Origin of the sequence: Shinella sp. NM-101 (assembly GCF_021401195.1) — a bacterium.
In the GTDB taxonomy this organism is placed as follows: domain Bacteria; phylum Pseudomonadota; class Alphaproteobacteria; order Rhizobiales; family Rhizobiaceae; genus Shinella.
In genome coordinates this window covers 80,143-102,948 of the sequence record NZ_JACBFT010000001.1, presented here as the reverse complement: position 1 = coordinate 102,948, position 22,806 = coordinate 80,143, and the positions used below count along the sequence as shown (strand labels likewise).

The window sequence follows — 22,806 nt, the reverse complement described above, 5'->3', positions numbered from 1 at the left end:
TGGAAGCGATTAGGCGGCCGAAGAGGTTGCCAATTGGTAAATCCGTGCCGGAACGGGACGCAAAACGCGCGGATGCTTAATTTTTGCTGTAGACCGCCGCCGGGTCGAATTGCGGTTCGCCGCCGGTGATCGTCAGCACAGCACCATCCGGGCTGTTCGAGACCGTGCGGTAGAAGCACGAGCGGCGGCCGGTGTGGCAGGTGGCGTCGTGGCCGGCGACGGAGACCTTGAGCCAGACGGCGTCCTGGTCGCAGTCGGTCCTCAGTTCCACGACGGTCTGGAGGTTGCCGGAGGTCTCGCCCTTCTTCCAGAGCGCATTGCGCGAGCGGCTCCAGTAATGGGCGATGCCCGTCTCGATGGTGAGCGCCAGCGATTCGGCATTCATGTGGGCGACCATCAGCAGTTCGCCGTCCTTCGCATCCGTCACGACGGCGGTCACGAGGCCGCTGTCGTCGAAACGGGGGGTGAAGGCCGGGCCTGTCTCCAGCTCGGCCTTGTCCCTGGAGGGGGCTTGGAAGGTGATCGGCATGGCGGTCGGCTCCGTCGGGTGGAGCCGGCCTTCGGCCTAGCTCCGGATCATCGTCATGAACCGGACCTGTTCGGCCGGCTCGGTCTTGAAGGCACCGGTAAAGGTGGTGGTGAGCGTTGTCGAGCCCTGTTTCTGGATGCCGCGCATGGCCATGCACATATGCTCGGCCTCGATCATCACGGCGACGCCCCGCGGGTTCAGCGTTTCGTCGATGGACCTGGCGATCTGCGCCGTCATCGTCTCCTGCGTCTGCAGGCGGCGGCCGAAGATCTCCACCACGCGGGCAATCTTGGAAAGACCAAGCACCCGGCCGTTCGGAAGGTAGGCGACATGCGCCTTGCCGATGATCGGCACCATATGGTGCTCGCAATGCGAGAAGAACGGAATGTCCTTCACCAGCACCATGTCGTCATAGCCGGCGACTTCCTCGAAGGTGCGGCCGAGCACGTCCTCGGCGGCAAGGTCATAGCCGGAGAAGAGCTCGCGATAGGCCTTGGCGACGCGCGCAGGCGTATCCAGCAGGCCCTCGCGCTGCGGATCGTCGCCGGCCCAGCGAAGCAGCACGCGAACGGCGTCTTCCGCCTCTTTCTGCGTCGGCCGGCCGGCGTCATCCTCGATGCGCGGAAAATTGGTGACTATGGCGTCCATGGACCCATTGACCTTTCTGCAGGTTACCTGACGTGTGTATCGGACTCGCCACTGGCCATTCGCCTAACCCTGCAGGCTTGGGTTCCGTTGGCGGGCTCCGGGGCTCTCGGGTCATCGCTTAGCAGTGCGAGCGACCGTCCGGCACGGTTTCCCAAACAACAGGTGAGTGCTCCGCATCTTGCAAAACCCTCACCCCAATACGAGTTATCATATAGTATCGACCGAGGCCTGCGAAAGAGGCCTGAGGCGACACGCGATGCTTTTTTACCGACGACATCGGAATAATCTCCTCGGATCATTGAAGATTCCGCAAAAAACGCGGAAAACGGAAGCATGATGGACGATATTTACAACAGCCGTATCCTGGAGTTCGCCGGCAACATCCCGCGCATCGGCACCCTGCCGGATGCGGACGGCGAGGCCGGCGCCCATTCCAAGCTCTGCGGCTCGCGGGTGAAGGTGTATCTCAAGCTCGACGGCGATACCGTCAGCGATTTCGCCCATGAGGTGAAGGCCTGCGCGCTCGGCCAGGCGTCCTCCTCGGTGATGGCGCGCCATGTGATCGGCGCGACCGTGGCGGAAATCCGCAAGGCACGCGAGGACATGCTCGCCATGCTGAAGGCCGACGGCGAGGGGCCGACCGGCCGCTTCGAGGAGATGCGCTTCCTCAAGCCCGTCAAGGACTACAAGGCCCGCCACGCCTCCACCATGCTGACCTTCGACGCCGTGGTCGACGCCATCGGCCAGATCGAGGCGAAGCGGCTGGAAAAGGCCGGGTGAGGGCGGTGTTTGCCGTCTGCCCCTCATCCCGCTGCCGCGACCTTCTCCCCGCGAGCGGAAAGAAGGGAAATGCCGCACCGTTTTCCCCTCAAGCCGGACGGTCGATGGAGCGCCGGACGTTCCCGCCAGTCCCTTCCCTCCGCCTGCGGGGAGAAGGTGCCGGCAGGCGGATGAGGGGCATCCTCTCCTCGGGCGGCAAAGCCCATGTGTAACGCCCCGGACTGCGACCATACCCCCGAACGCCTGCGCCACAAGGGCCGCAACTGGAACGGCCCGTTCCGCAAGACGCCGGGGCGGCTCTTCGGCATGGGCCTCATCCGCCTCTACCAGCTCACGCTCTCCGGCTTCATCGGCAATTCCTGCCGCCACCTGCCGACCTGCTCGGAATACGGCTACGAGGCCGTCGCGCGCCATGGCCTGTGGCGCGGCGGCTTCATGACGCTCTTCCGCGTCGCTCGCTGCGGCCCCGGCGGCACGCATGGCTTCGATCCCGTGCCCGAGGCGCTGGAAGCGCGCCTTGCCTGGTGGGCGCCGTGGCGGTTGTGGCGCGTCTCGAAGGCGGAGCGCGGCTGAGCGGTGGAAACCTATGTCGCCCTCCTGCACTCCATCGTGCTTTCGCCCGGAAAGCGGGTGGTGATGGCGGACCTGAAGGCGATGGCCGAAGGCCTCGGCTTCCGCAACGCCCGCACGCTGGCCGCCACCGGCAACCTCGTCTTCGAGGGCGAGGCCGCGCCGCTCGGCGAAATCGAGGCGTGGCTGGAAGCGGGCTTCCGCACGAGCTTCGGCAAGCACGTCGACATCATCGCCCGCACCGCCGAAGCCTGGAAGCGCCTTGCCGCCGGCAATCCCTTCCCGCAAGGCAACGGCGCCGACGTCGTGGTGCGCGCCATGCGCGTGCCGCTCGACGAAAAAGCGCTGGCAAGGCTCGAAAGCCACGCGACACCCGACATCCGCCTTGCCCTTTCGCACGGCGACCTCTGGATCGATTTTGCCGCAAAACCGAGCGAAACGAAGCTGCTCGCGCACCTGACGACGAAGAAGCTCGGCATCGGCACGCTGCGCAACGCCAACACGGTCAACGGCCTTTGCGCGCTCCTGGCCCGATAGGCGGCGCGAGCGCGGTATTCCATCCTTCGGGCACGTTCGGGTCGTCGTCCAGCGCTTCCGCTTCCTCTTCCCACCTGTCCAGCTCTTCCTGGCTGTAGCCGGCGGCGAGCCATTCCCGGCGCTGGCGCTCTTCGAGCTCCCGCGACGCGCAGTTGAGCGCGGACTGGGTGGCATCGTCCACCACACAGGGCGGAAACTGCTTGTAGTGGGTGGTGGCGATCTCCTCCGCCGGCCAGCAGCCGGTGCAGCGCTTCGCCCGCCGGCATTTCGGCAGGCGGCAGGCAAGGTGAAGGCCGGCAAAGGTGGCCGCCTGACGAAAATACGGCTGGAGACGCTGAGTGCGCCTCTGGTGCCGCTCGTCCTTGAAAAGTTCCTGACCGTAAGACATCGCGCTCTCCTTTCCGCGCCGGCCTTCGCCACCGACGGGGCGCGCCGGAACCGCCCGCATGGCGATCCACCGGGTTTTCGAAACTGTCCGGAGAACCGCGCGAAAGCGTTGCCTCTCTGGTTTATGGATGGTGGCTTCGCTTTCGCGCGGCCCAGGCGTTCTTCGGAGGCGGTCCGACCTCCTTCAGGCTGGGAGCTGCTTCGCTGCACGCTGTCTCCGCATGAACCTTGTCCGAAAACCGTTTTCGCGGCTTTGGCGGGCATGCATCGGTCAGCGCTTGCATGGCGGACCCAAACCGACCCCGCAAGACCCGGGGAAGGGGGAAGCCTGTTGCGACGGAAGCTTTCGCCCCCGCAGCGCTCCTCGCCTCTTTCGCGCCTGCCGTACGTTTCGGCAGAACACGAAAGCGCCTCCTCCCGCCCGCATCGACACGTTACGCGATCCGTCCGGCGGCGGAAGGACTTTTAGGATAGGGGAGGTTTTGGGGGTGGGGAAAATGCAGATGTGTTTTCATTATATTTGCGGCAGCCTTGATCATAGAAGGCGCCGCAATTTCCTTAGTCTGCGCCCTTGGAGAAAACAGTGTCGCTTTGAACGGGGCTAGCCACCAGATATACCAAACCAGTGTTGTTGTCGTTGAGTGCGGGAGTTCTAATGTCTTCAGTTTTGCAGACCTTTGGAGAGCGTCTTTTTGAGAAAATAAATGATCCATTCGCGCGCCCGTTTGTTTGTAACGGCTCGCCATACGATTGCAGTGCATTCATAGTTGGAATCAACGCGGCCACAAGACTGGGACGCTTTGCCGAGTATTGGTCCCATGATTCAGGCTTTGATTGGGAAAAATTTAAAGCGGATTATAAGTCACTTGGAAAAAAAGAAGGCAACAGGCGTCCTATCGAGGCGATTTCCCGTGGATTGAATGGGGCCTTGGAAACTAACGTATGCGCGAAACCTTCACGTCGCTCCAACGAATTAACAGACGCTGACTGGAGCGGCAGCCTGTTGCCATTTCTATTTGCAGAGCTCAAGCCAAAGGTTGTCTTTGTCCACGCAACCCGACCAATTAGATATTTTGAAGGCGTTACCGGTTGCCGAGGTGTGAGCATGATTCCGCAGAAGGCTGAATGGTTAGGCCATAAGTTTTGGCTAAGCGGTAGGCCAGGCGCGCTGTATACTTTGGGAACGAATGAGGCGTTCATCTATGGGCAACAACTTCGATCCCTAGAAGACCTTTGATGATGCCAATCCCAGGGGGGCTTCTGTCGTACAATTTTAGAGATGTAAGAAGCGAAGTTGGGGGTGTCTTGCAGCCCTTCCAATCCTTCCGTTTTCCCCTTATATCGCAGGCGCAACGTGCCGGCGCATCCGGCCTTTTCACTCGCATACCACCCGCATTCGTTGGCGGGACTGGATAGGAGATTTTTGAATGTCTGCACCTGTTTCCCTGACTTTTCCCGACGGTTCCGTCCGCGATTATCCCGCGGGCTCGACCGGGCGTGACGTGGCTGAGGCGATTTCCAAGTCGCTGGCCAAGAAGGCGGTCGCGATTGCGCTCGACGGCGAGCTGCGCGATCTCTCCGATCCCGTTTCCAACGGGCGGATCGAGATCGTCACCCGCGAGGACGACCGCGCGCTGGAACTCATCCGCCACGACGCCGCCCATGTGATGGCCGAGGCCGTGCAGGAGCTGTGGCCCGGCACGCAGGTGACGATCGGCCCGGTCATCGACAACGGCTTCTACTACGACTTCGCCAAGGACGAGCCCTTCACGCCCGACGATCTGCCGAAGATCGAAAAGCGCATGAAGGAGATCATCCAGCGCAACAAGCCCTTCACCAAGGAAGTCTGGTCGCGCGACAAGGCCAAGGAGGTCTTCTCCTCCAAGGGCGAGAAGTACAAGGTCGAGCTGGTCGATGCGATCCCCGAGGGGCAGGACCTCAAGATCTACTACCAGGGCGACTGGTTCGACCTGTGTCGCGGCCCGCACATGGCCGCCACCGGCCAGATCGGCACGGCCTTCAAGCTGATGAAGGTCGCGGGCGCCTATTGGCGCGGCGATTCGAACAATCCGATGCTGACGCGCATCTACGGCACCGCCTGGCGCACGCAGGAGGAGCTCGACACCTATCTCAACATCCTCGCCGAGGCCGAGAAGCGCGACCATCGCCGCCTCGGGCGCGAAATGGACCTGTTCCATTTCCAGGAGGAAGGACCGGGCGTCGTCTTCTGGCACGGCAAGGGCTGGCGCATGTTCCAGACGCTCGTCGCCTATATGCGCCGTCGCCTCGCGGGCACCTATGAGGAGGTGAACGCGCCGCAGGTGCTCGACAAGTCGCTGTGGGAGACCTCCGGCCACTGGGGCTGGTATCGCGACAACATGTTCAAGGTGACCGTCGCCGGCGACGAGACCGACGACGAGCGCGTCTTCGCGCTGAAGCCGATGAACTGCCCGGGCCATGTGCAGATCTTCAAGCATGGCTTGAAGTCCTACCGCGAACTACCCGTCCGCCTTGCGGAATTCGGCAACGTGCATCGCTATGAGCCGTCCGGCGCGCTGCACGGGCTGATGCGCGTGCGCGGCTTCACGCAGGACGATGCGCATGTCTTCTGCACCGACGAGCAGATGGCGGCCGAATGCCTGCGCATCAACGACCTCATCCTCTCGGTCTACAAGGACTTCGGCTTCGACGAGGTCGTGGTGAAGCTCTCCACCCGCCCGGAAAAGCGCGTCGGTTCCGATGCGCTTTGGGATCGCGCGGAAAGCGTCATGATGGACGTGCTGAAGCAGATCGAGGCGCAGTCCGGCGGGCGCATCAAGACCGGCATCCTGCCGGGCGAGGGCGCGTTCTACGGGCCGAAGTTCGAATACACGCTGAAGGACGCCATCGGCCGCGAATGGCAGTGCGGCACCACGCAGGTCGACTTCAACCTGCCGGAACGCTTCGGCGCCTTCTACATCGACCAGGCGTCGGAAAAGCGCCAGCCGGTGATGATCCACCGCGCCATCTGCGGCTCTATGGAGCGCTTCCTTGGCATTCTCATCGAGAACTTCGCGGGGCACATGCCGCTGTGGATCGCGCCGATGCAAGTGGTCGTGGCGACCATCACCTCCGAGGCGGACGACTATGCCCGCGAGGTGGCCGACAAGCTGCGCGAGGCGGGCCTGACCGTCGAGACCGATCTTCGCAACGAGAAGATCAACTACAAGGTCCGCGAGCATTCGGTGACCAAGGTTCCGGTCATCATCGTCTGCGGCAAGCGCGAGGCGGAGGAACGCTCCGTCAACATCCGCCGCCTCGGTTCGCAGAACCAGACGGCGATATCGCTCGACGAGGCGATCGAGGCGCTGTCGCTGGAGGCGATGCCGCCGGATTTGAAGCGCAAGCTGGGCAAGGCTTGAGGCGAGGGGCGCTTGCCCCTCATCCGCCAGCCGGCACCTTCTCCCCGCAAGCGGGGAGAAGGGACTTGTGGCAAGGGGCGGTGCAACATCTTCCTCTCCCCGCTTGCGGGGAGACGGTCGCGGCAGCGGGATGAGGGGCTCGGCACCCTTGTCCGGCGCTCAGTCCACCACGTCCTGCGCGGCGGCCTTCTGGTCGTTCGCCTTCTCGTCGAGCAGCACCTCGACATCGGTGTTCACGCCGGCTTTCACCTGGAAATCGCGCTGGTAGATCCTGTTCTTGTTGCGGGCGACGGCGATGTAGCTGCCTTCCGCCAGAACGAGCGTCGGGAACGCGCCGACGCTTTCGGAGACGGTATCGCCCGAGGAGGTGAGGATCGACCAGGCCGTGTCGGCGATGGCCTCGCCGCCGGGCTCGGAGACGAGCTTCAGCGTCAGCTTGGCGGCGCGGTGCTGGATGGTGGCGCGCGTCAGCTTGCCGGCTTCCACCTGGATATCGGCGCGGATGACGGCATTGACGTCGCCATAGTCGGAAACGACATGGTAGGTGCCGGCATTGAGGCGCACGACGGAATTCGGCTTCACGTCGTCCATGACGAGGTTGCGCTCGCCGTCCTCGCGCACCTCGGCGGAATAGACCGCAAAGCTCAATTCCTTGGGCGGGATGCGCACATCCGCGCCGGAGACGGCGTTCAGCATGATGCCGCCGGCATCGAGCACCATGACCTGCTTGTCGACGGAGCCCTCTTCCGGCACGACGAGCTTCTTCGTCGCGCCCGCCCGGCCGAAGGCGACATTGACGAAATATTCCCCGGGAACGAGGTGGAAGGCGGCCGTGCCGCCCTCGGAGGTGGCCAGCAGCGGCAGCTTGCCGTCGGCGGCCGGAATGGGCGAGAAGACGCGCCAGGTCAGGCCATGCTGCATCGGCTGGCCGTCCTTGGTCAGCAGCGCCTCGCAGGTGACGTCCCTGAGGTTGCGCGGCGTCGCCTCGCCGGTGACGATGGGGTTGAAGGACGTAACCTTGCTGCCCTTCAGCGGCGTGGTGATCTGCGAGAAGCTCTCAAGCGAATCCTGCGCGCGCGCCGGCACGAAAGAGGCGGCAAGGCTCGCGAGGGCGAGGCCTGCGGCGGCGGCGGGATGGATACGCATGCGCATGGGAACGGTTGACTTCCTGACTGTAAGGCTCCACTTGAAGGCCCGGCTAATGGCATTTTCAAGGCCGCGCCGGCGGCACGATATTGGAACTCCCTCGCGATGAAAACCGAAATAAAGCTGATCGATTATCTTTCGACCCGCCGGTCGATCCCCGCCTTCCAGATGAGCGCGCCCGGCCCCTCGAAAAGCGAGGTGGAGGAGATGCTGAAGCTCGCCTCGCGCGTGCCGGACCACGGCAAGCTCGCGCCCTGGCGCTTCATCGTCTATCGCGGCGAGGAACGCCGGCGGATCAGCGAGGCGCTGGCCGGGATCGCGCTCGCCGACAAGCCGGACCTTTCCGAGGAGATGGTGAAGGTGGAGAACACGCGGCTCACCCGCGCGCCGGTGGTGATCGCCGTCGTCAGCCGCGCGGCGCCGCATTTCAAGATCCCGGAATGGGAGCAGGTCATGTCGGCCGGCGCCGTCTGCCTCAACCTCGTGATGGCGGCGAACGCCCATGGCTTCGCCTCGAACTGGCTGACGGAATGGTATGCCTTCGACGAGCGCGCCCATCCCATCCTCGGCGTCGAGCCGGGCGAGAAGGTCGCCGGATTCATCCATATCGGCACGCCGACCGTTCCGCCGACCGAGCGGCCGCGGCCGGAGCTTGCCGAGATCGTCACATGGGTGGGCGATGACGCCTGACGCACTGTTCTACGAGACCGCGGCGAACGCCCACGGCCTGAAGCACGATCCCTTCAAGGCCATCGTCGCGCCGCGCCCGATCGGCTGGATCGGCACGAAGGCGAAGGACGGGCGGCGGAATCTTTCGCCCTATTCGTTCTTCAACGCGGTGAGCGACAGGCCGAAGCTCGTCATGTTTTCCTCCAGCGGCCACAAGGACAGCGTGGCGAATATCGAGGAGACGGGCGTCTTCACCTGCTCGCTGGCAAGCCGGCATCTGGCCGAAGAGATGAATGCGAGCTCGCTCGCCGTGCCGCGCGGTGTCGACGAATTCGAGATCGCGAAGCTGACGCCGGTCACGGGGCGCCTCGTCGATGCGCCCTATGTCGGCGAGGCCCATGCGGCGCTCGAATGCCGCGCGACGCAGATCCTGCGGCCGCTCGGCCTCGACGGGCGCGAATCGGACAACTGGGTGGTGTTCGGCCAGGTCGTCGGCATCCATATCAGCCCGGAGATCGTTCGCGACGGGATGCTCGACATGGCCGTCGCCCGGCCGCTCGGGCGCATGGGATACATGGACTATTGCGACGGCGGGGCGGATGTCTTCGCCATGACGCGGCCGAAGGCCGGGTGAAGGCGGATCCTCGGGTCAAGCCCGAGGATGATGGCGGCGAGGCAAGGTCTCCAGCTCTTTCGACGTTGGGGCCGTCGCGGGTAATCCTCCGTCCTTCTCCTCCTTCGTCACTCTCGGGCTGACCCGCAGGATCCACCGCCGGGCGGCATTCATCGTGTCACCGTCCGGTTAACGGACATGGTGAACCAATCTTAAACACTTTGCCGCTAGCTTGGTGCCCGTAGCGTTTTCAGGCGTTTGGGGCGTCCATTGATCGTTCATGCATTTCTCCGTTGGGTCGAGACCGCGCGGGCCGCCGACAGGGCGAAGGCCGCAAGCGTGCTGGCGCGAGCCTATGCCCGCTTTCGGATCGCGCCGGACGACCGGCATGCGGCCGAGATGGCGATGATCTTCCTGCTCGACGATCCGGCGCCCAAGGTGCGGCTGGCGCTGGCCGAGGCGCTGGCCGACAGCGAGGACGCGCCGCGCGCCGTCGTGCTGCCGCTGGCGGAAGACCAGCCGGACATCGCCGCCCACATCATCCTGTGTTCGCCCGTGCTGACGGATGCCGATCTGGTGGACCTTGCCGCCAAGGGCGGCGACATGACGCGCATGCTGATCGCGCACCGCGCCTTGGTCTCCCGGGCCGTTTCGGCGGCGCTTGCGGAAGTCGGCGAGGTGCCGGATGTGCTGGCGCTGCTGGAAAACGAGGGCGCGGCGATCTCCCGCCGCAGCCTGGCGCGCATCGCCGACCGGCTCGGCCACGATGCCGAGGTCCGCGCGCTGCTGCTCGACCGGGACGACCTGCCGAGCGACGCCCGCCATGCGCTTGTCGAGAAGATCGGCTCGGCGCTTGCCGGCTTCGGCCTCATCCAGGCGGCGGTCGGCACGAGCCGGGTCGAGCGCATCACGCGGGAGGCCTGCGACCTGGCGACGATCGGCCTGGTCGCAGAGGTGGCCGACAGCGAAATGCCGGCGCTGGTGGAGCACCTGCGCCTGACCGGTCGCCTGACGCCCGTCTTTCTCATGCACGCGCTGTGCACCGGCCGGGTGGAATTCTTCGCCGCGGCCATCACCAATCTTTCGGGGCAGGCCGAGCGGCGGGTCCGCTCCATCCTGTCAGACGGCCGCGAGGCGGCCGTGCGGGCGCTCTATGAAACCGCCGGCCTCGGGCGCGACATCAGCGCGCTCTTCGCCGAGGCGACGATGCTGTGGCGCAGCGAGGCGAAGGGCGGGGATGGCCTGCTCTCCGTCTCGGAGCGGCTGCTGTCGCGCGCCCGCGCGGCTGGCAACGCCTCCTGCCAGTCCATGCTGGAACTGGTCGAGCGGCTCGCCATTGCCGAGCAGCGCCAGACGGCGCGCAGCTACGCGCTGATCGCGACCCGGGAAGCGGCGTAACCGGGGCCGATGTGCCGGGGATGACGCAGGTCGTCACGTCCCGGGCGCAAGCCTGCTGGAAGCGCGATGCCTCGCCTCGGAACTGCAAAGCCGATCGATCAATCGGCAAACCGCTTCACGACCCAGGAATAGCCGCCTTCCGCATAGCGGACCGGCGTGGTGACGGCGGCCTTCAGGGAGGCGGCGTCGGGGATGGCCCTTTTCACCAGGGCGAGCGTGCGGGCGGCAAGGCCCTGCCTTGCTTCCTCGGTTTGCACGGGGGCGGCGGGCTCGCTGCCGGTAGCGGTTTCCGCCGGCAGCGGATCGGGCGCGGGTTCCGCCACCTCGGCCGTCATGCGGTTGCCGGACGTTTCGCAAACGGCGACGATGACGGGATAGTTCGCGTTCTGGTGGCGGTTGATGTAGGTCTCGGCCTGCGCGTCGCAAAGCGCCACGGTCTGCCAGCTCCGGTCGACCGTATCGATATAGTGGCACTGGGTCGCGCTGTCGTCGCAGCCCATGATCGTCATGACGATGAGCGCAGCTTTCATGGCCGTCCTTTCCGCCTCGGATATGCCGGTTAGAAGCGGCCATTGCCGCGAAAATATGGCGGCAAGGCCTCAGATGTCGAGGTTGTCGGCGAAGACGGCGCGCTCCTGGATGAAACGGAACCGGGCTTCCGGCTTGGTGCCCATCAGGTCGTCCACCGCCGTGCGCGTGCCCTCGAAATCGACGTCGTCGATCGCCACCTTGAGAAGGGTACGCTTTCTCGGGTCCATCGTCGTTTCCTTGAGCTGCGCCGGCAGCATCTCGCCGAGGCCCTTGAAGCGGCCGAGCTCCACCTTGCCGCGGCCGTTGAACTCCGTGCGCATCAGCTCCTCGCGGTGCGCGTCGTCGCGCGCATAGAGCGTCTTGCCGCCCTGGCTGATGCGGTAGAGCGGCGGCACGGCGAGGTAGAGGTGCCCGCCGCGGATGAGGTCCGGCATCTCCTGGTAGAAGAAGGTGATGAGCAGCGAGGCGATATGCGCGCCGTCGACGTCGGCGTCGGTCATGACGATGACGCGCTCGTAGCGCAGGTCCTCGTCGCGGTATTTCGAGCGCGTGCCGCAGCCGAGCGCCTGCACGAGATCGGAAATCTGCTGGTTGGCGCCGAGCTTCTCGCGGCCGGCGCTGGCGACGTTGAGGATTTTTCCACGCAGCGGGAGAATCGCCTGGTTGGCGCGGTTGCGCGCCTGCTTGGCCGAGCCGCCGGCCGAATCGCCCTCGACGATGAAGAGTTCGGCGCCCTCGGCGGAATTCTGCGAGCAGTCGGCGAGCTTGCCGGGCAGGCGCAGCTTGCGCACGGCCGTCTTGCGGCTCACTTCCTTTTCCTTGCGGCGGCGCATGCGCTCTTCCGAGCGCTCGATCACCCATTCGAGAAGCTTGGCGGCTTCGGCGGGGTTGTCGGCAAGGTAATGGTCGAAGGGGTCGCGCAGCGCGTTCTCGACGATGCGCTGGGCCTCGACGGTGGCGAGCTTGTCCTTGGTCTGGCCGACGAATTCCGGCTCGCGGATGAAGACCGAGAGCATGCCGACCGCCGAGATCATCACGTCGTCGGTGGTGATGGCGGCGGCGCGCTTGTTCTGCGTCAGCTCGGCATAGTTCTTCAGGCCCTTGGTGAGGGCGATGCGCAGGCCCGCCTCGTGCGTGCCGCCGTCGGCCGTCGGGATGGTGTTGCAGTAGGAGTGGATCAGCGAATCGCCGCCGTACCAGGTGACGGCCCATTCCAGCGAGCCGTGGCCGCCCGACTTCTCGCTCTTGCCGGCGAAGATCTCGCGCGTGACGGTGTAGTCCTTGCCGAGCGTCGCCTGCAGGTAGTCCTTGAGGCCGCCGGGGAAGTGGAAGACGGCCTTTTCCGGGGTCTCGGAGCCTTCCGGCAGGAGCGAGGGATCGCAGCTCCAGCGGATTTCGACGCCGCCGAAGAGATAGGCCTTCGAGCGGGCCATGCGGAAGACGCGGCCGGGATCGAAGCGGGCATGCGTGCCGAAGATTTCCGGATCCGGGTGGAAGCGCACCTTCGTGCCGCGGCGGTTGTGCACGTCGCCGAGCTCCTCCAGGCCGCCGACCGGCTTGCCGCGCGAAAAGCGCTGGCGGTAGAGCTTCCTGTTGCGCGCGACCTCGACTTCGAGATGGTCGGAAAGGGCGTTGACGACCGACACGCCGACGCCGTGCAGGCCGCCCGAGGTCTCGTAGGCCTTGCCGTCGAACTTGCCGCCGGCATGGAGCACGGTGAGGATGACCTCCAGCGTCGACTTGCCCGGCATCTGCGGGTGGTTCTCGACCGGGATGCCGCGGCCGTTGTCGGTGACGGTGAGGTAGCCGTCCGCGTCGAGGTGAACCTCGATGAAATTGGCATGGCCGGCGACGGCTTCGTCCATCGAGTTGTCGATGACTTCGGCGAAGAGGTGGTGCAGGGCCTTTTCATCCGTGCCGCCGATATACATGCCGGGACGCATGCGCACGGGCTCGAGGCCCTCCAGCACGCGGATCGCCGAAGCGTCGTAGCCGCCCGAGCCTTCGGCCGGCGGCGCGGCGCGCGTCTCGCGGGCGGGCACGGGGCTTTCCTCCGGCGCGGCGGGCTGCCGGGCAGGTTCGGAGGGCATGTTGGCGAAGAGGTCGTTGTTGTCGTCTTGCATGGGCCGTTCAGAGTTTGTTCCGTTTGCCGGTTCTTCCCGCCGATCCGTCGGGATCGGGGCCTGGCAAGGATGAGGTCGTCAGCGAATCACTGGCGACTCTGCCAGATTCCGTGGGTTTTCGCGATGTCGGGATACACCAACCGCCGGGCGAGGATTGCTTTGCGCGCGGGCGGATGGCAAGTATCGCCAGCCCAGAGGAGCCGCACTTCATGCCTCAGTCCACAGTTCATTGCCTTTGCCGGCTGGTTCTGGCCGCGATCTTCGCCGGATTTGCCGCGGGAGACGCCGCGGCGCTGACGCTCAAGCCCTGGAAGGACGAGCTCTTCGGATATCCCGCCGTGGTGGAGACGACGGACAACGGCGCGTTGCGTGTCGTCGACTACCAGGAGATGCGCGACATCAACGGCCGCGACCAGGTGCCCGAGCGGCGCGTGAGGTCCGCCTATGTCTCGACGGCGGTGAAGAAGGCGCAGCAGAACCTGACGGTGGATACGCCCGCCGGGCCGATCGACGTGGCGATGACCGGCAAGGGCGAGGGGGCGTCCTTCACCGTCATCTTCATCCACGGCCGGGGCGGCGACCGGCGGCTCGGCAACAACGACTGGAATTTCGGCGGCAACTTCAACCGCCTGAAGAACCTCACCGTGCAGAACGGCGGCGTCTATTACGCGCCGAGCGTGCCGTCCTTCGACGATGCGGGCGCGGCGCGCATTTCCGGCCTCATCCTGAGGGCCAAGGCGCTTTCGCCGGACAGGCCCGTCATCCTCGCCTGCGCCTCGATGGGCAGCTTCATCTGCGCCCGCGTCGTGCGGGATGCGACGGCGGTCAGGAGCCTTTCCGGCATGGTGCTGATGGGCGGGGCGGCGGATGGCGACTATGCGAAGACACCGGCCTTCAAGGCGAAGCTGCCGGTGTTCTTCACCCATGGCGACAGCGACGGCGTCTATGCGGCCAACGACCAGATCGCCGTCTTCCGCAAATTGCTGAAGGCCGGCATCCCGACGCGCTTCGTGCTGCTCCAGACCGGCGGCCACGGCACGCCGGTGCGCATGACCGACTGGCGCGAGACGCTGAACTGGCTGTTTGCGCAGTAGGCGGCGGCCGGCGGCAAAACGCACCTTTCCTTGCAGGCCCCGATTTGCTACGCCGCTTGCCAACCGAGACGTATGATTGGGAGGCCTCATGACACCGGACGTTACACCGCTCGTCGCCGGAAACTGGAAGATGAACGGCACGCGCGCATCGCTCGACCAGATCAAGGCGATGGCCGAGGGCGTGAAGGGGCCGCTTTCGCAGAAGGTCGAGACGCTGATCTGCCCGCCCGCGACCCTGCTTTACGTCGCGACCGCGCTTTGCGACGACAGCCCGCTGAAGATCGGCGCGCAGGACTGCCACGAGAAGGCCTCCGGCGCGCATACCGGCGACATTTCCGCCGAGATGATCGCCGACTGCTTCGGCACCCATGTCATCGTCGGCCATTCCGAGCGCCGCACGGACCACAAGGAAAGCGACGCGCTGGTGCGCGCCAAGGCCGAGATCGCCCACCAGAGCGATCTCGTTGCCATCGTCTGCATCGGCGAGACGGGGGACGAGCGCAAGGCCGGCAGGACGCTCGATGTGCTAAAGGCGCAGCTCGCCGCTTCCGTGCCGGACGGCGCGACGGCGGAAAACACCGTCATCGCCTATGAGCCGGTCTGGGCGATCGGCACGGGCCTGACGCCGACGGCGGCGGACGTCGAGGAGGCGCATGCCTTCATGCGCGCGGAACTCACCGCCCGCTTTGGCGGCGAGGGCGCGACGATGCGCATTCTCTACGGCGGCTCGGTCAAGCCGGGCAACGCGCAGGAATTGATGGGCGTCGCCAATGTCGACGGCGCGCTGATCGGCGGGGCGAGCTTGAAATCGGACGATTTCCTTGCCATCTACCGCGCATACGAAGCGCTGACGGCCTGAGGCCTGTCCGCCTGCCCCGCAAAAGGCGGGCGGATCGACCGGAAGGGCTTGGAATGGCGCGCGGCTTGGTATATTGAGCCGCAAACCTGAAATTTGGGCCGCCTGGCCGGGACCTGGAAAACATGCAGACCATCTTGCTCGTCATCTATCTCATGGTCGTCGTCGCGCTGATCGGCGTCGTGCTGATCCAGCGGTCCGAAGGCGGCGGCCTCGGCATCGGCGGCGGCTCCGGCTTCATGTCGGCCCGCGGCACGGCCAATGCCCTGACGCGCACGACGGCGATCCTCGCCACGCTGTTCTTCATCCTGGCGCTCGGCATGGGCATCCTCGCCCGCTACGAGACGCAGCCCACCGACATTCTCGACCGTATCCCCGGCACCACGGGCACGGGCGGCGTGCTCGACGCGCTTGGCGGCGGCGAGCAGAGCCGGGGCACGCAGAACAACACCAACCAGACGCCCGCGACGACCGGCACCGACGCCGTACCGACCGAGGGCGGCGCGGCCACCGGCACGGGCAACACGTCGACCAATTCCGGTGCGACGACGGGCACCGGCACGGGTGCCGCCACGGGCGAGGGCGGAAACGCCGGCGTGCCGAGCGGCCAGTAAGCCGCATAAACCCAAACGAACCGGCCGGTTGGCGCAAACCAACCGGCCTTCTTCTGTGTAAAACGCCGATTGCGACTTCCGAAATCACGCCCAAGGTGATTTTTCGGTGGCGGAATCAATTTTGAAAAGGTATCCGGTGACTCCCATGGCGCGATATGTATTCATCACTGGCGGCGTGGTTTCTTCCCTCGGAAAAGGCATCGCGGCCGCTGCACTCGGAGCTCTCCTTCAGGCCCGCGGTTACCGCGTGCGCCTCAGGAAGCTGGACCCTTATCTCAATGTCGACCCGGGCACCATGAGCCCGACGCAGCACGGCGAGGTGTTCGTCACCGACGACGGCGCGGAGACCGACCTCGACCTCGGCCACTACGAGCGCTTCACCGGCCGCTCGGCCACCAAGACCGACAACATCACCACCGGCCGCATCTACAAGAACATCATCGACAAGGAACGCCGCGGCGACTATCTCGGCGCGACCGTGCAGGTCATCCCGCACGTCACCAACGAGATCAAGAACTTCGTCACCGAAGGCAACGACGACTACGACTTCGTGCTCTGCGAGATCGGCGGCACGGTGGGCGACATCGAGGCCATGCCCTTCATGGAGGCGATCCGCCAGCTCGGCAACGACCTGCCGCGCGGCACGGCCGTCTATGTCCACCTGACGTTGATGCCCTATATCCCGGCCGCCGGCGAGTTGAAGACCAAGCCGACGCAGCATTCCGTCAAGGAGCTGCAGGCCATGGGCATCCACCCGGACATCCTGCTGGTGCGCGCCGACCGCGAGATCCCGGAAGCCGAGCGCAGGAAGCTCTCGCTGTTCTGCAACGTGCGCCCGACCGCCGTGATCCAGGCGCTCGACGTCGCGTCCATCTACGACGTGCCGCTCGCCTATCACAAGGAAGGCCTCGACGACGAGGTGCTGGCCGCCTTCGGTATCGAGCCGGCGCCGAAGCCGCGCCTTGAAGCCTGGCAGAACGTTTCCGACCGCATCAAGACGCCGGAAGGCGAGGTGACCATCGCCATCGTCGGCAAGTATACCGGCCTCAAGGATGCCTACAAGTCGCTGATCGAGGCGCTCTACCACGGCGGTATCGCCAACCACGTCAAGGTCAAGCTGGAATGGATCGAGTCGGAGGTCTTCGAGAAGGAAGACCCGGCGCCATATCTGGAAAAGGTGCACGGCATTCTCGTTCCCGGCGGCTTCGGCGAGCGCGGCTCGGAAGGCAAGATCAACGCGGCGCGCTTCGCCCGCGAGCGCAAGGTGCCCTATTTCGGCATCTGCTTCGGCATGCAGATGGCGGTCGTGGAAGCGGCGCGCAACCTTGCCGGCATCGAGAAGGCGTCCTCCACGGAATTCGGCAAGACGGCCGATCCGGTCGTCGGCCTGATGACGGAATGGGTGAAGGGCAACGATCTGGAGAAGCGCTCGGCCTCCGGCGATCTCGGCGGCACGATGCGCCTCGGCGCCTATCGCGCTTCGCTGAAGGGCGGCACGAAGATCGCCGACATCTACGGCTCGACGGACATTTCGGAACGCCATCGCCATCGCTATGAAGTGAATGTCGATTACAAGGACCGGCTGGAAGGCTGCGGCCTCGTCTTCTCCGGCATGTCGCCGGACGGCCTCCTGCCGGAGACGGTGGAATATGCCGACCATCCGTGGTTCATCGGCGTGCAGTACCATCCGGAACTGAAGAGCCGCCCGCTCGACCCGCATCCGCTCTTCGCGAGCTTCGTGGAGGCGGCGCTCGAACAGAGCCGCCTCGTCTGACATCGGTTCAAACGAAAAGCCCGGCATTCCTGCCGGGCTTTTCGTATTTCAGGGCTGGACGATCAGCGCGAATAGGGCGACAGGCACTGCTTGCGCGGGCCGTTGTTCGGCTGGAACGTGTTGTCATAGGCCCGGTACGAGCGATAGCGGTTGACGCACCAGTTCACATGGGCGTTGCCGGCGCGCGGCTGGCTGTTGATCGCACCGCCGATGGCGGCGCCGAGGCCGAAGGCTGCGAGCGGATACCACCAGCCGTCCGAATGGCGGCGATAGCCCGGGCGCTGATAGCGGTAGCCGCGATGGCCATGCCAGTGACGCTCGGCCCTGCGCTCCCGGCGATCATAACGGTACTGCACCTTCTCCACCGAGGAGGCCGCCGGTACGGGGACCTGGGGGAAGGTGATCGCCTGGGCGGGCACGATGGAGGTGAGGGCGAGGGCGAATGACAGTGCGCCTGCGGCAAGACCGGACTTCAGCTTCAACATGGGGGAACCTTTCCTGCTTGTTCGCTTGCTCAACGCGGGAAGGGCGCTACGGTTCCACTCTTCTTCGCTGCCACCCCTGATTTCATTTGCAAAGTGCCAAAAAAAAACGGGCTGGTCCGCCTTTCGGCTCGCCAACCCGTTCCGATAGGTCGCGGATCAGGGTGTTCGGGGTACAGGGGCCTTCACCACGATCCGGCTGCATCTCCGGATCACCTGTGAGGCCGATCATGCCCGAACATATTTTTCCCGATTGACAAAATCCGCATCTTTTTTGACAATTTCCACATGGCTGGAAAAGCGCCGCGGCAGGGGCCGCTCGACGTCACCATCGCCCTTCTGCCGGAGTCGTCGATCATGTCGCTCGCCTCGGTGCTCGATCCCATGCGCGCGGCCAACCGCGTGACGCCGGAACCAGCCTTCCGCTGGAAGATCCTGTCGCCGCAGGGCAAGCCCGTCGTGCTGACCTGCGGCGTGGAGATCCGCGTGGACGGCGGCTTTGCCGACGTGACGAGCGGCGATGCGCTCCTCGTCATCGCCGGCTTCAACCAGGACCGCCACGCCGACCGCAACTTCGTCGCGCGGCTGAAGAAGGTGGCGCGCCGGTTCGGTATCGTCGCCGGCATCGAATCGGGGTGCTGGCTCCTGGCGCGCTCGGGCCTCCTCGATGGCCGCGATGCGACCGCGCACTGGGAGGAACTGGAGGATTTCGCGGCGGCCTTTCCGGCGCTCAACGTGCGCGCCGACCGCTTCGTCACCGACGGCCCGCTCTGGACCTCGGGCGGGGCCTCGCCGACCTTCGACATGATGCTGCACCTGGTGCGCGCGCATTTCGGCTCGGCCGTCGCGCTCGATGTTGCGAGCGTCTTCGTCTATGACGAGACCCATGCGGCGACGGATGCGCAGCCGCTCGTCTCGCTCGGCCGGCTGGGCGAGCACCAGCCGGAGCTCGCCGCGGCCATCCGGCTGATGGAGCGCACCATCGACCGGCCGCTGACCGTCGCGGCCCTCGCGCGGCGGCTGGGCTTTTCGACGCGCAGGCTGGAGACGCTGTTTGCCGGCCGTCTCGGGATCGGGCCGGGCAGGTACTACCTGCGCCTGCGGCTGACGGCCGCCCAGCGGCTCGTGCGCGACACGTCGCTTTCCATGCAGGACGTGGCATTGCGCAGCGGCTTCGACAGCCTCTCGGCCTTTTCGCGCGCCTTCCGCAACCATTTCGGAGCGAGCCCGCTGAAACTGCGGGCGGAATTGCGCGGGAAGTGACAAGCGCCGCGCTGCGCGCCCGGAATCGAAAAGGCGGGCGCAAGGCCCGCCTTTTCCCGTTCCGATGCCGAACCCGCTCTCAGTGAAGGATCTGGCTGAGGAAGAGTTTCGTGCGCTCGTGCTGCGGATTGTCGAAGAATTCGGCCGGGGCATTCTCCTCGACGATCTGGCCCTGGTCCATGAAGATCACCCGGTTGGCGACCTGGCGGGCAAAGCCCATTTCATGCGTCACGCACAGCATGGTCATGCCTTCCTCGGCGAGCGAGACCATCGTGTCGAGCACCTCCTTCACCATTTCCGGGTCGAGTGCCGAGGTCGGCTCGTCGAACAGCATGATCTTCGGCTTCATGCAGAGCGAGCGGGCGATCGCCACGCGCTGCTGCTGGCCGCCCGAGAGCTGGCCGGGATATTTGTGGGCCTGCTCGGGGATCTTGACGCGCTTCAAGTAGTGCATCGCGACCTCCTCGGCCTCCTTCTTCGGCATCTTGCGCACCCAGATCGGCGCGAGTGTGCAGTTTTCCAGGATCGTCAGATGCGGGAAGAGGTTGAAGTGCTGGAACACCATGCCGACCTCGCGGCGCACCTCGTCGATCTTCTTGAGGTCGTTGGTGAGCTCGATGCCGTCGACGACGATGCGGCCCTTCTGGTGTTCCTCCAGCCGGTTGATGCAGCGGATCATCGTCGACTTGCCGGAGCCGGACGGGCCGGCGATGACGATGCGCTCGCCCTTCATGACCTTGAGATTGATGTCGCGCAGAACGTGAAAGTCGCCGTACCACTTGTTCATGTTGACGATCTCGACGGCGACGTCGGTCGCGGAGACTGCCATCTTTTGCGCCTGGGCTTGGTTGGCCATTGTTGTTTCCTCTCAGTTATCTCTTGTGGTTCGTGTCGAGCCGGCGTTCCACGAAGGCCGAGTAGCGCGACATGCCGAAGCAGAAAATCCAGAACACGAAGCCGGCGAAGATCAGGCCCGTCAGCGGCGTGACCGGCGTGATCCAGCCCGAATCCCCGAAGCTCGCCTTCACGATGCCGAGCAGGTCGTACATCGAGATGATCGTGACGAGCGAGGTATCCTTGAACATGCCGATGAAGGTGTTCACGATGCCGGGGATCACGAGCTTGATGGCCTGCGGAAGCACGATGAAGGTCATTTTGTGGAAGTAGTTTAGACCAAGAGCGTCGGCCGCTTCATATTGTCCTTTCGGAATGGCTTGAAGACCGCCGCGAATAACCTCCGCCATGTAGGCCGAGGCGAAGATCGACACGCCGATGAGCGCGCGCAGGAACTTGTCGATGTTGTTGCCCGGCGACAGGAAGAGCGGCAGCAGCACGCTCGCCATGAACAGGACCGTGATCAGCGGCACGCCGCGGATCAGCTCGATGAAGACGATGCAGGCGGTCTTCATGATCGGCATGTTCGAGCGCCGCCCGAGCGCCAGCAGGATGCCGGCGGGGAGCGAGATGACGATGCCGACGAAGGAGAGGATGAGCGTCACCATCAGCCCGCCCCAGAGCGAGGTTTCCACATGCCTGAGGCCGAACGACCCGCCGAGCAGCAGGAAGAAGGAGACGAGCGGGAAGGCGAACAGCAGCAGGAGGGCGTTCAGCCCCTTGCGTGGCACCTTCGGTATCAGGAGGGGGACGAGCAGCGCCACGAACAGGGCGGCGACCAGCAGCGGCCGCCACAGCTCGTCGCGCGGGTAAGAGCCGAACATGAACTGCACGAAGCGGTCGTTCACATAGGCCCAGCAGGCGCCGCTCCAGCCGGCGGGAAGCTGGCCTCCCTGTTCCGTGGTGAGGCAGGCGGTGCGGTCCGCCCCAGTCCAGACGGCCGAAAGGAAGAGCCAGTTCAGCGCCTTCGGCACGTAGTAAAGGATCGCCGTGAGGGCGAGGATGGACAGGATGCTGTCCTTCCAGGAGGCGAACAGGTTGTTGCGGATCCAGGCAAGGGCCGACCTTTCGGAGACGGGCGGCTTTTCCGCCTCGAGGAACCGGTTGCGGACGTAGGTAATGCTCTCGGTCATCTCAGCGCTCCACCAGGGCCATCTTGGCGTTGAACCAGTTCATGAACAGCGAGGTGACGAGACTGATCGAGACATAGATCAGCATCCAGATCGCGATGATCTCGATCGACTTGCCGGACTGGTTGAGGATGGTGCCGCCGACCGCGACGAGGTCGGCGTAACCGACGGCCACCGCGAGCGAGGAGTTCTTGATGAGATTGAGATATTGCGAGGTGAGGGGCGGAATGATGATCCTCAGCGCCTGCGGCAGCACGACGAGGCGCGTCGCCTGGCCGGGACGCAGGCCCAGCGCATAGGAAGCTTCCGACTGGCCCTTGGAGACGCCGCGGATGCCGGCACGCACGATCTCGGCGATGAACGAGGCCGTGTAGAGCGACAGCGCCAGGTAGAGCGCCAGGAATTCCGGACCGATGACCATGCCGCCGCGCATGTTGAAGGAGCCGGGCACCGCGTAGTCGAGGCTGAGGGGGCTGCCCACCAGCACGAAGACGACGAGCGGCAGGAGCACGATCAGGCCGAGATTGACCCACAGCACCGGCGGGCGCCTTCCCGTGGCGCTCTGGCGGGCATTCGCCCAGATCGTGAAGGCGATGGCCGCCACGACGCCGATCGCAAAGGCGATCGCCACGCTCCCGAACCCTTCGCCGAAGACCGGCGCCGGCATGTAGATGCCGCGATTCGAGACGAAGAAGACCGCATCCGGATTTTCTTCGAGGTGCTGGAAGATGGTGCGGATCGACGGCAGGAGGGCGAGGACGCCGAGATACCAGAAGAAGATGACCAGCAGCGGCGGGATGTTGCGGAAGATTTCCACATAGACGGTGCACAGCCGCGCGACCAGCCAGTTGTGCGACAGCCGCCCGATGCCGACGAGCAGGCCGACGATCGTCGCGGTGACGATGCCGGCGGCGGCGATGACGAGCGTGTTGATGAGGCCGACCTGCAGCGCGCGGAAATAGGTCGAGTCGCTGGAATAGGCGATCAGCGTCTGCGCGAGGTCGAAGCCGGCGCGGCTGTTCAGGAAGCCGAAACCGGCCGTCATGTTGGCGCGGGCGAGGTTCTGGACGACGTTGTTCCACGCGTACCAGATGGCCGCGACGATCAACACGAGCGTCACGACCTGATAGACGATACTTCTCAGTGCCGGATTGTAGAGAAGAGATACCTTCGGCGGTTCGCCGGACCCTGTTCGGGCATCCGCAAGAGCCATGCATTTCCCCTGACGTTGCTTTCGCCCTGTTTTCCGGGCGTTTGTCTGGAGGCTTTCCGCCTTTCCAGAAGGCGGAAATCCCCGTTCCAGTTTAGCGCAGATTCCGGCGCGGCGCGCTCGGCGCATTTGCCGGAGATGCCTTGAAAGGGAGGGC

The 22,806-nt window shown here is 65.0% G+C and carries 23 protein-coding genes; 13 read left to right on the top strand and 10 right to left on the bottom strand.

Annotated features, from left to right (window positions below; translation table 11 throughout):
* Positions 1-76: 76 nt before the first annotated feature.
* Together hisI and folE are read right to left on the bottom strand one after the other, a co-directional pair.
* Complete coding sequence (gene hisI / locus L0976_RS00485; RefSeq protein ID WP_234185576.1) at positions 77-529, bottom strand: phosphoribosyl-AMP cyclohydrolase; 453 nt, start codon at positions 527-529, stop codon at positions 77-79.
* Positions 530-565: 36 nt separating this feature from the next.
* Positions 566-1,177 carry a GTP cyclohydrolase I FolE gene (gene folE, locus L0976_RS00480; RefSeq protein WP_203318962.1) on the bottom strand — a complete coding sequence of 204 codons (612 nt, stop codon included), beginning with the start codon at positions 1,175-1,177 and terminating at the stop codon, positions 566-568.
* Between the two features lie 333 nt (positions 1,178-1,510).
* Here folE and L0976_RS00475 point away from each other — a divergent pair, with 333 nt between their 5' ends.
* The 3 genes from L0976_RS00475 (at position 1,511) to L0976_RS00465 (ending at position 3,064) form a co-directional block, all read left to right on the top strand.
* The gene (locus L0976_RS00475) at positions 1,511-1,957 is read left to right on the top strand and encodes an iron-sulfur cluster assembly scaffold protein (RefSeq protein ID WP_203318961.1); all 447 of its coding nucleotides are present in this window, start codon (positions 1,511-1,513) and stop codon (positions 1,955-1,957) included.
* A 204-nt stretch (positions 1,958-2,161) separates the two neighbouring features.
* The gene (gene yidD, locus L0976_RS00470) at positions 2,162-2,530 is read left to right on the top strand and encodes a membrane protein insertion efficiency factor YidD (protein ID WP_234185575.1); all 369 of its coding nucleotides are present in this window, start codon (positions 2,162-2,164) and stop codon (positions 2,528-2,530) included.
* A 3-nt stretch (positions 2,531-2,533) separates the two neighbouring features.
* Positions 2,534-3,064, top strand: a complete 531-nt coding sequence (locus L0976_RS00465) for a DUF1697 domain-containing protein (protein WP_234185574.1) — start codon at positions 2,534-2,536, stop codon at positions 3,062-3,064.
* Here the strand turns inward: L0976_RS00465 and L0976_RS00460 are convergent.
* Positions 3,033-3,452: a hypothetical protein gene (locus L0976_RS00460; RefSeq protein WP_234185573.1), complete on the bottom strand. Its 420-nt coding sequence runs from the start codon at positions 3,450-3,452 to the stop codon at positions 3,033-3,035. The two genes, L0976_RS00465 and L0976_RS00460, sit on opposite strands and share 32 nt — an antisense overlap.
* Before the next feature lie 654 nt (positions 3,453-4,106).
* On the opposite strand from L0976_RS00460, the gene L0976_RS00455 reads away from it, so the two are divergent.
* On the top strand, positions 4,107-4,688 hold the full coding sequence (locus L0976_RS00455; RefSeq protein ID WP_234185572.1) for a hypothetical protein: 582 nt from the start codon (positions 4,107-4,109) through the stop codon (positions 4,686-4,688).
* Positions 4,689-4,878: 190 nt separating this feature from the next.
* Positions 4,879-6,852 carry a threonine--tRNA ligase gene (thrS, locus tag L0976_RS00450; RefSeq protein WP_234185571.1) on the top strand — a complete coding sequence of 658 codons (1,974 nt, stop codon included), beginning with the start codon at positions 4,879-4,881 and terminating at the stop codon, positions 6,850-6,852.
* A 159-nt stretch (positions 6,853-7,011) separates the two neighbouring features.
* On the opposite strand, the gene L0976_RS00445 is transcribed toward thrS, so the two are convergent.
* On the bottom strand, positions 7,012-7,998 hold the full coding sequence (locus L0976_RS00445) for a hypothetical protein (RefSeq protein ID WP_370577047.1): 987 nt from the start codon (positions 7,996-7,998) through the stop codon (positions 7,012-7,014).
* A 105-nt stretch (positions 7,999-8,103) separates the two neighbouring features.
* On the opposite strand from L0976_RS00445, the gene L0976_RS00440 reads away from it, so the two are divergent.
* The 3 genes from L0976_RS00440 (at position 8,104) to L0976_RS00430 (ending at position 10,678) form a co-directional block, all read left to right on the top strand.
* Entirely contained in the window at positions 8,104-8,688 is a 585-nt protein-coding gene (locus L0976_RS00440; protein ID WP_234185570.1) for a nitroreductase, read from the top strand.
* A 4-nt stretch (positions 8,689-8,692) separates the two neighbouring features.
* Positions 8,693-9,301: a flavin reductase family protein gene (locus L0976_RS00435; RefSeq protein WP_234186184.1), complete on the top strand. Its 609-nt coding sequence runs from the start codon at positions 8,693-8,695 to the stop codon at positions 9,299-9,301.
* 249 nt (positions 9,302-9,550) lie between these two features.
* Positions 9,551-10,678 (top strand): DUF2336 domain-containing protein, encoded by a 1,128-nt coding sequence (locus L0976_RS00430; protein WP_234185569.1) that lies wholly within the window; start codon positions 9,551-9,553, stop codon positions 10,676-10,678.
* A 98-nt stretch (positions 10,679-10,776) separates the two neighbouring features.
* On the opposite strand, the gene L0976_RS00425 is transcribed toward L0976_RS00430, so the two are convergent.
* Both L0976_RS00425 and parE read right to left on the bottom strand, forming a co-directional pair.
* A complete protein-coding gene (locus L0976_RS00425; protein ID WP_234185568.1) occupies positions 10,777-11,208 on the bottom strand; it encodes a hypothetical protein in 432 nt (143 codons plus the stop codon).
* Between the two features lie 69 nt (positions 11,209-11,277).
* A complete protein-coding gene (gene parE / locus L0976_RS00420) occupies positions 11,278-13,332 on the bottom strand; it encodes a DNA topoisomerase IV subunit B (RefSeq protein WP_203318951.1) in 2,055 nt (684 codons plus the stop codon).
* Positions 13,333-13,541: 209 nt separating this feature from the next.
* Here parE and L0976_RS00415 point away from each other — a divergent pair, with 209 nt between their 5' ends.
* From L0976_RS00415 to L0976_RS00400, 4 genes are all read left to right on the top strand, one after another.
* Positions 13,542-14,426, top strand: coding sequence for an alpha/beta hydrolase (locus L0976_RS00415; RefSeq protein ID WP_234185567.1), 885 nt, complete (start codon positions 13,542-13,544; stop codon positions 14,424-14,426).
* An 88-nt stretch (positions 14,427-14,514) separates the two neighbouring features.
* Positions 14,515-15,285, top strand: a complete 771-nt coding sequence (tpiA, locus tag L0976_RS00410) for a triose-phosphate isomerase (RefSeq protein WP_234185566.1) — start codon at positions 14,515-14,517, stop codon at positions 15,283-15,285.
* 122 nt (positions 15,286-15,407) lie between these two features.
* Positions 15,408-15,896, top strand: a complete 489-nt coding sequence (gene secG / locus L0976_RS00405; protein ID WP_234185565.1) for a preprotein translocase subunit SecG — start codon at positions 15,408-15,410, stop codon at positions 15,894-15,896.
* Positions 15,897-16,041: 145 nt separating this feature from the next.
* Positions 16,042-17,670, top strand: a complete 1,629-nt coding sequence (locus tag L0976_RS00400; RefSeq protein ID WP_234185564.1) for a CTP synthase — start codon at positions 16,042-16,044, stop codon at positions 17,668-17,670.
* A gap of 62 nt (positions 17,671-17,732) precedes the next feature.
* Here the strand turns inward: L0976_RS00400 and L0976_RS00395 are convergent, their stop codons facing one another.
* A complete protein-coding gene (locus L0976_RS00395; protein WP_203318946.1) occupies positions 17,733-18,155 on the bottom strand; it encodes a BA14K family protein in 423 nt (140 codons plus the stop codon).
* A 285-nt stretch (positions 18,156-18,440) separates the two neighbouring features.
* On the opposite strand from L0976_RS00395, the gene L0976_RS00390 reads away from it, so the two are divergent.
* Positions 18,441-19,415 (top strand): GlxA family transcriptional regulator, encoded by a 975-nt coding sequence (locus L0976_RS00390; protein WP_203318945.1) that lies wholly within the window; start codon positions 18,441-18,443, stop codon positions 19,413-19,415.
* Positions 19,416-19,494: 79 nt separating this feature from the next.
* Here the strand turns inward: L0976_RS00390 and L0976_RS00385 are convergent, their stop codons facing one another.
* The 3 genes from L0976_RS00385 to L0976_RS00375 are packed head-to-tail and all read right to left on the bottom strand — an operon-like array spanning position 19,495 to position 22,652.
* On the bottom strand, positions 19,495-20,271 hold the full coding sequence (locus L0976_RS00385) for an amino acid ABC transporter ATP-binding protein (RefSeq protein ID WP_234185563.1): 777 nt from the start codon (positions 20,269-20,271) through the stop codon (positions 19,495-19,497).
* A gap of 16 nt (positions 20,272-20,287) precedes the next feature.
* Entirely contained in the window at positions 20,288-21,442 is a 1,155-nt protein-coding gene (locus L0976_RS00380) for an amino acid ABC transporter permease (RefSeq protein ID WP_203318943.1), read from the bottom strand.
* Between the two features lies 1 nt (position 21,443).
* Positions 21,444-22,652 (bottom strand): amino acid ABC transporter permease, encoded by a 1,209-nt coding sequence (locus L0976_RS00375; protein WP_234185562.1) that lies wholly within the window; start codon positions 22,650-22,652, stop codon positions 21,444-21,446.
* Positions 22,653-22,806: the final 154 nt, after the last annotated feature.

Bases quoted from the DNA above. Each gene is read 5' to 3' on its own strand.
- hisI (WP_234185576.1), bottom strand. From the start codon at position 529: ATGCCGATCACCTTCCAAGCCCCCTCCAGGGACAAGGCCGAGCTGGAG.
- folE (WP_203318962.1), bottom strand. From the start codon at position 1,177: ATGGACGCCATAGTCACCAATTTTCCGCGCATCGAGGATGACGCCGGC.
- L0976_RS00475 (WP_203318961.1), top strand. From the start codon at position 1,511: ATGATGGACGATATTTACAACAGCCGTATCCTGGAGTTCGCCGGCAAC.
- yidD (WP_234185575.1), top strand. From the start codon at position 2,162: ATGTGTAACGCCCCGGACTGCGACCATACCCCCGAACGCCTGCGCCAC.
- L0976_RS00460 (WP_234185573.1), bottom strand. From the start codon at position 3,452: ATGTCTTACGGTCAGGAACTTTTCAAGGACGAGCGGCACCAGAGGCGC.
- L0976_RS00455 (WP_234185572.1), top strand. From the start codon at position 4,107: ATGTCTTCAGTTTTGCAGACCTTTGGAGAGCGTCTTTTTGAGAAAATA.
- thrS (WP_234185571.1), top strand. From the start codon at position 4,879: ATGTCTGCACCTGTTTCCCTGACTTTTCCCGACGGTTCCGTCCGCGAT.
- L0976_RS00445 (WP_370577047.1), bottom strand. From the start codon at position 7,998: ATGCGTATCCATCCCGCCGCCGCCGCAGGCCTCGCCCTCGCGAGCCTT.
- L0976_RS00440 (WP_234185570.1), top strand. From the start codon at position 8,104: ATGAAAACCGAAATAAAGCTGATCGATTATCTTTCGACCCGCCGGTCG.
- L0976_RS00425 (WP_234185568.1), bottom strand. From the start codon at position 11,208: ATGAAAGCTGCGCTCATCGTCATGACGATCATGGGCTGCGACGACAGC.
- parE (WP_203318951.1), bottom strand. From the start codon at position 13,332: ATGCAAGACGACAACAACGACCTCTTCGCCAACATGCCCTCCGAACCT.
- L0976_RS00415 (WP_234185567.1), top strand. From the start codon at position 13,542: ATGCCTCAGTCCACAGTTCATTGCCTTTGCCGGCTGGTTCTGGCCGCG.
- tpiA (WP_234185566.1), top strand. From the start codon at position 14,515: ATGACACCGGACGTTACACCGCTCGTCGCCGGAAACTGGAAGATGAAC.
- secG (WP_234185565.1), top strand. From the start codon at position 15,408: ATGCAGACCATCTTGCTCGTCATCTATCTCATGGTCGTCGTCGCGCTG.
- L0976_RS00400 (WP_234185564.1), top strand. From the start codon at position 16,042: ATGGCGCGATATGTATTCATCACTGGCGGCGTGGTTTCTTCCCTCGGA.
- L0976_RS00395 (WP_203318946.1), bottom strand. From the start codon at position 18,155: ATGTTGAAGCTGAAGTCCGGTCTTGCCGCAGGCGCACTGTCATTCGCC.
- L0976_RS00390 (WP_203318945.1), top strand. From the start codon at position 18,441: ATGGCTGGAAAAGCGCCGCGGCAGGGGCCGCTCGACGTCACCATCGCC.
- L0976_RS00385 (WP_234185563.1), bottom strand. From the start codon at position 20,271: ATGGCCAACCAAGCCCAGGCGCAAAAGATGGCAGTCTCCGCGACCGAC.
- L0976_RS00380 (WP_203318943.1), bottom strand. From the start codon at position 21,442: ATGACCGAGAGCATTACCTACGTCCGCAACCGGTTCCTCGAGGCGGAA.
- L0976_RS00375 (WP_234185562.1), bottom strand. From the start codon at position 22,652: ATGGCTCTTGCGGATGCCCGAACAGGGTCCGGCGAACCGCCGAAGGTA.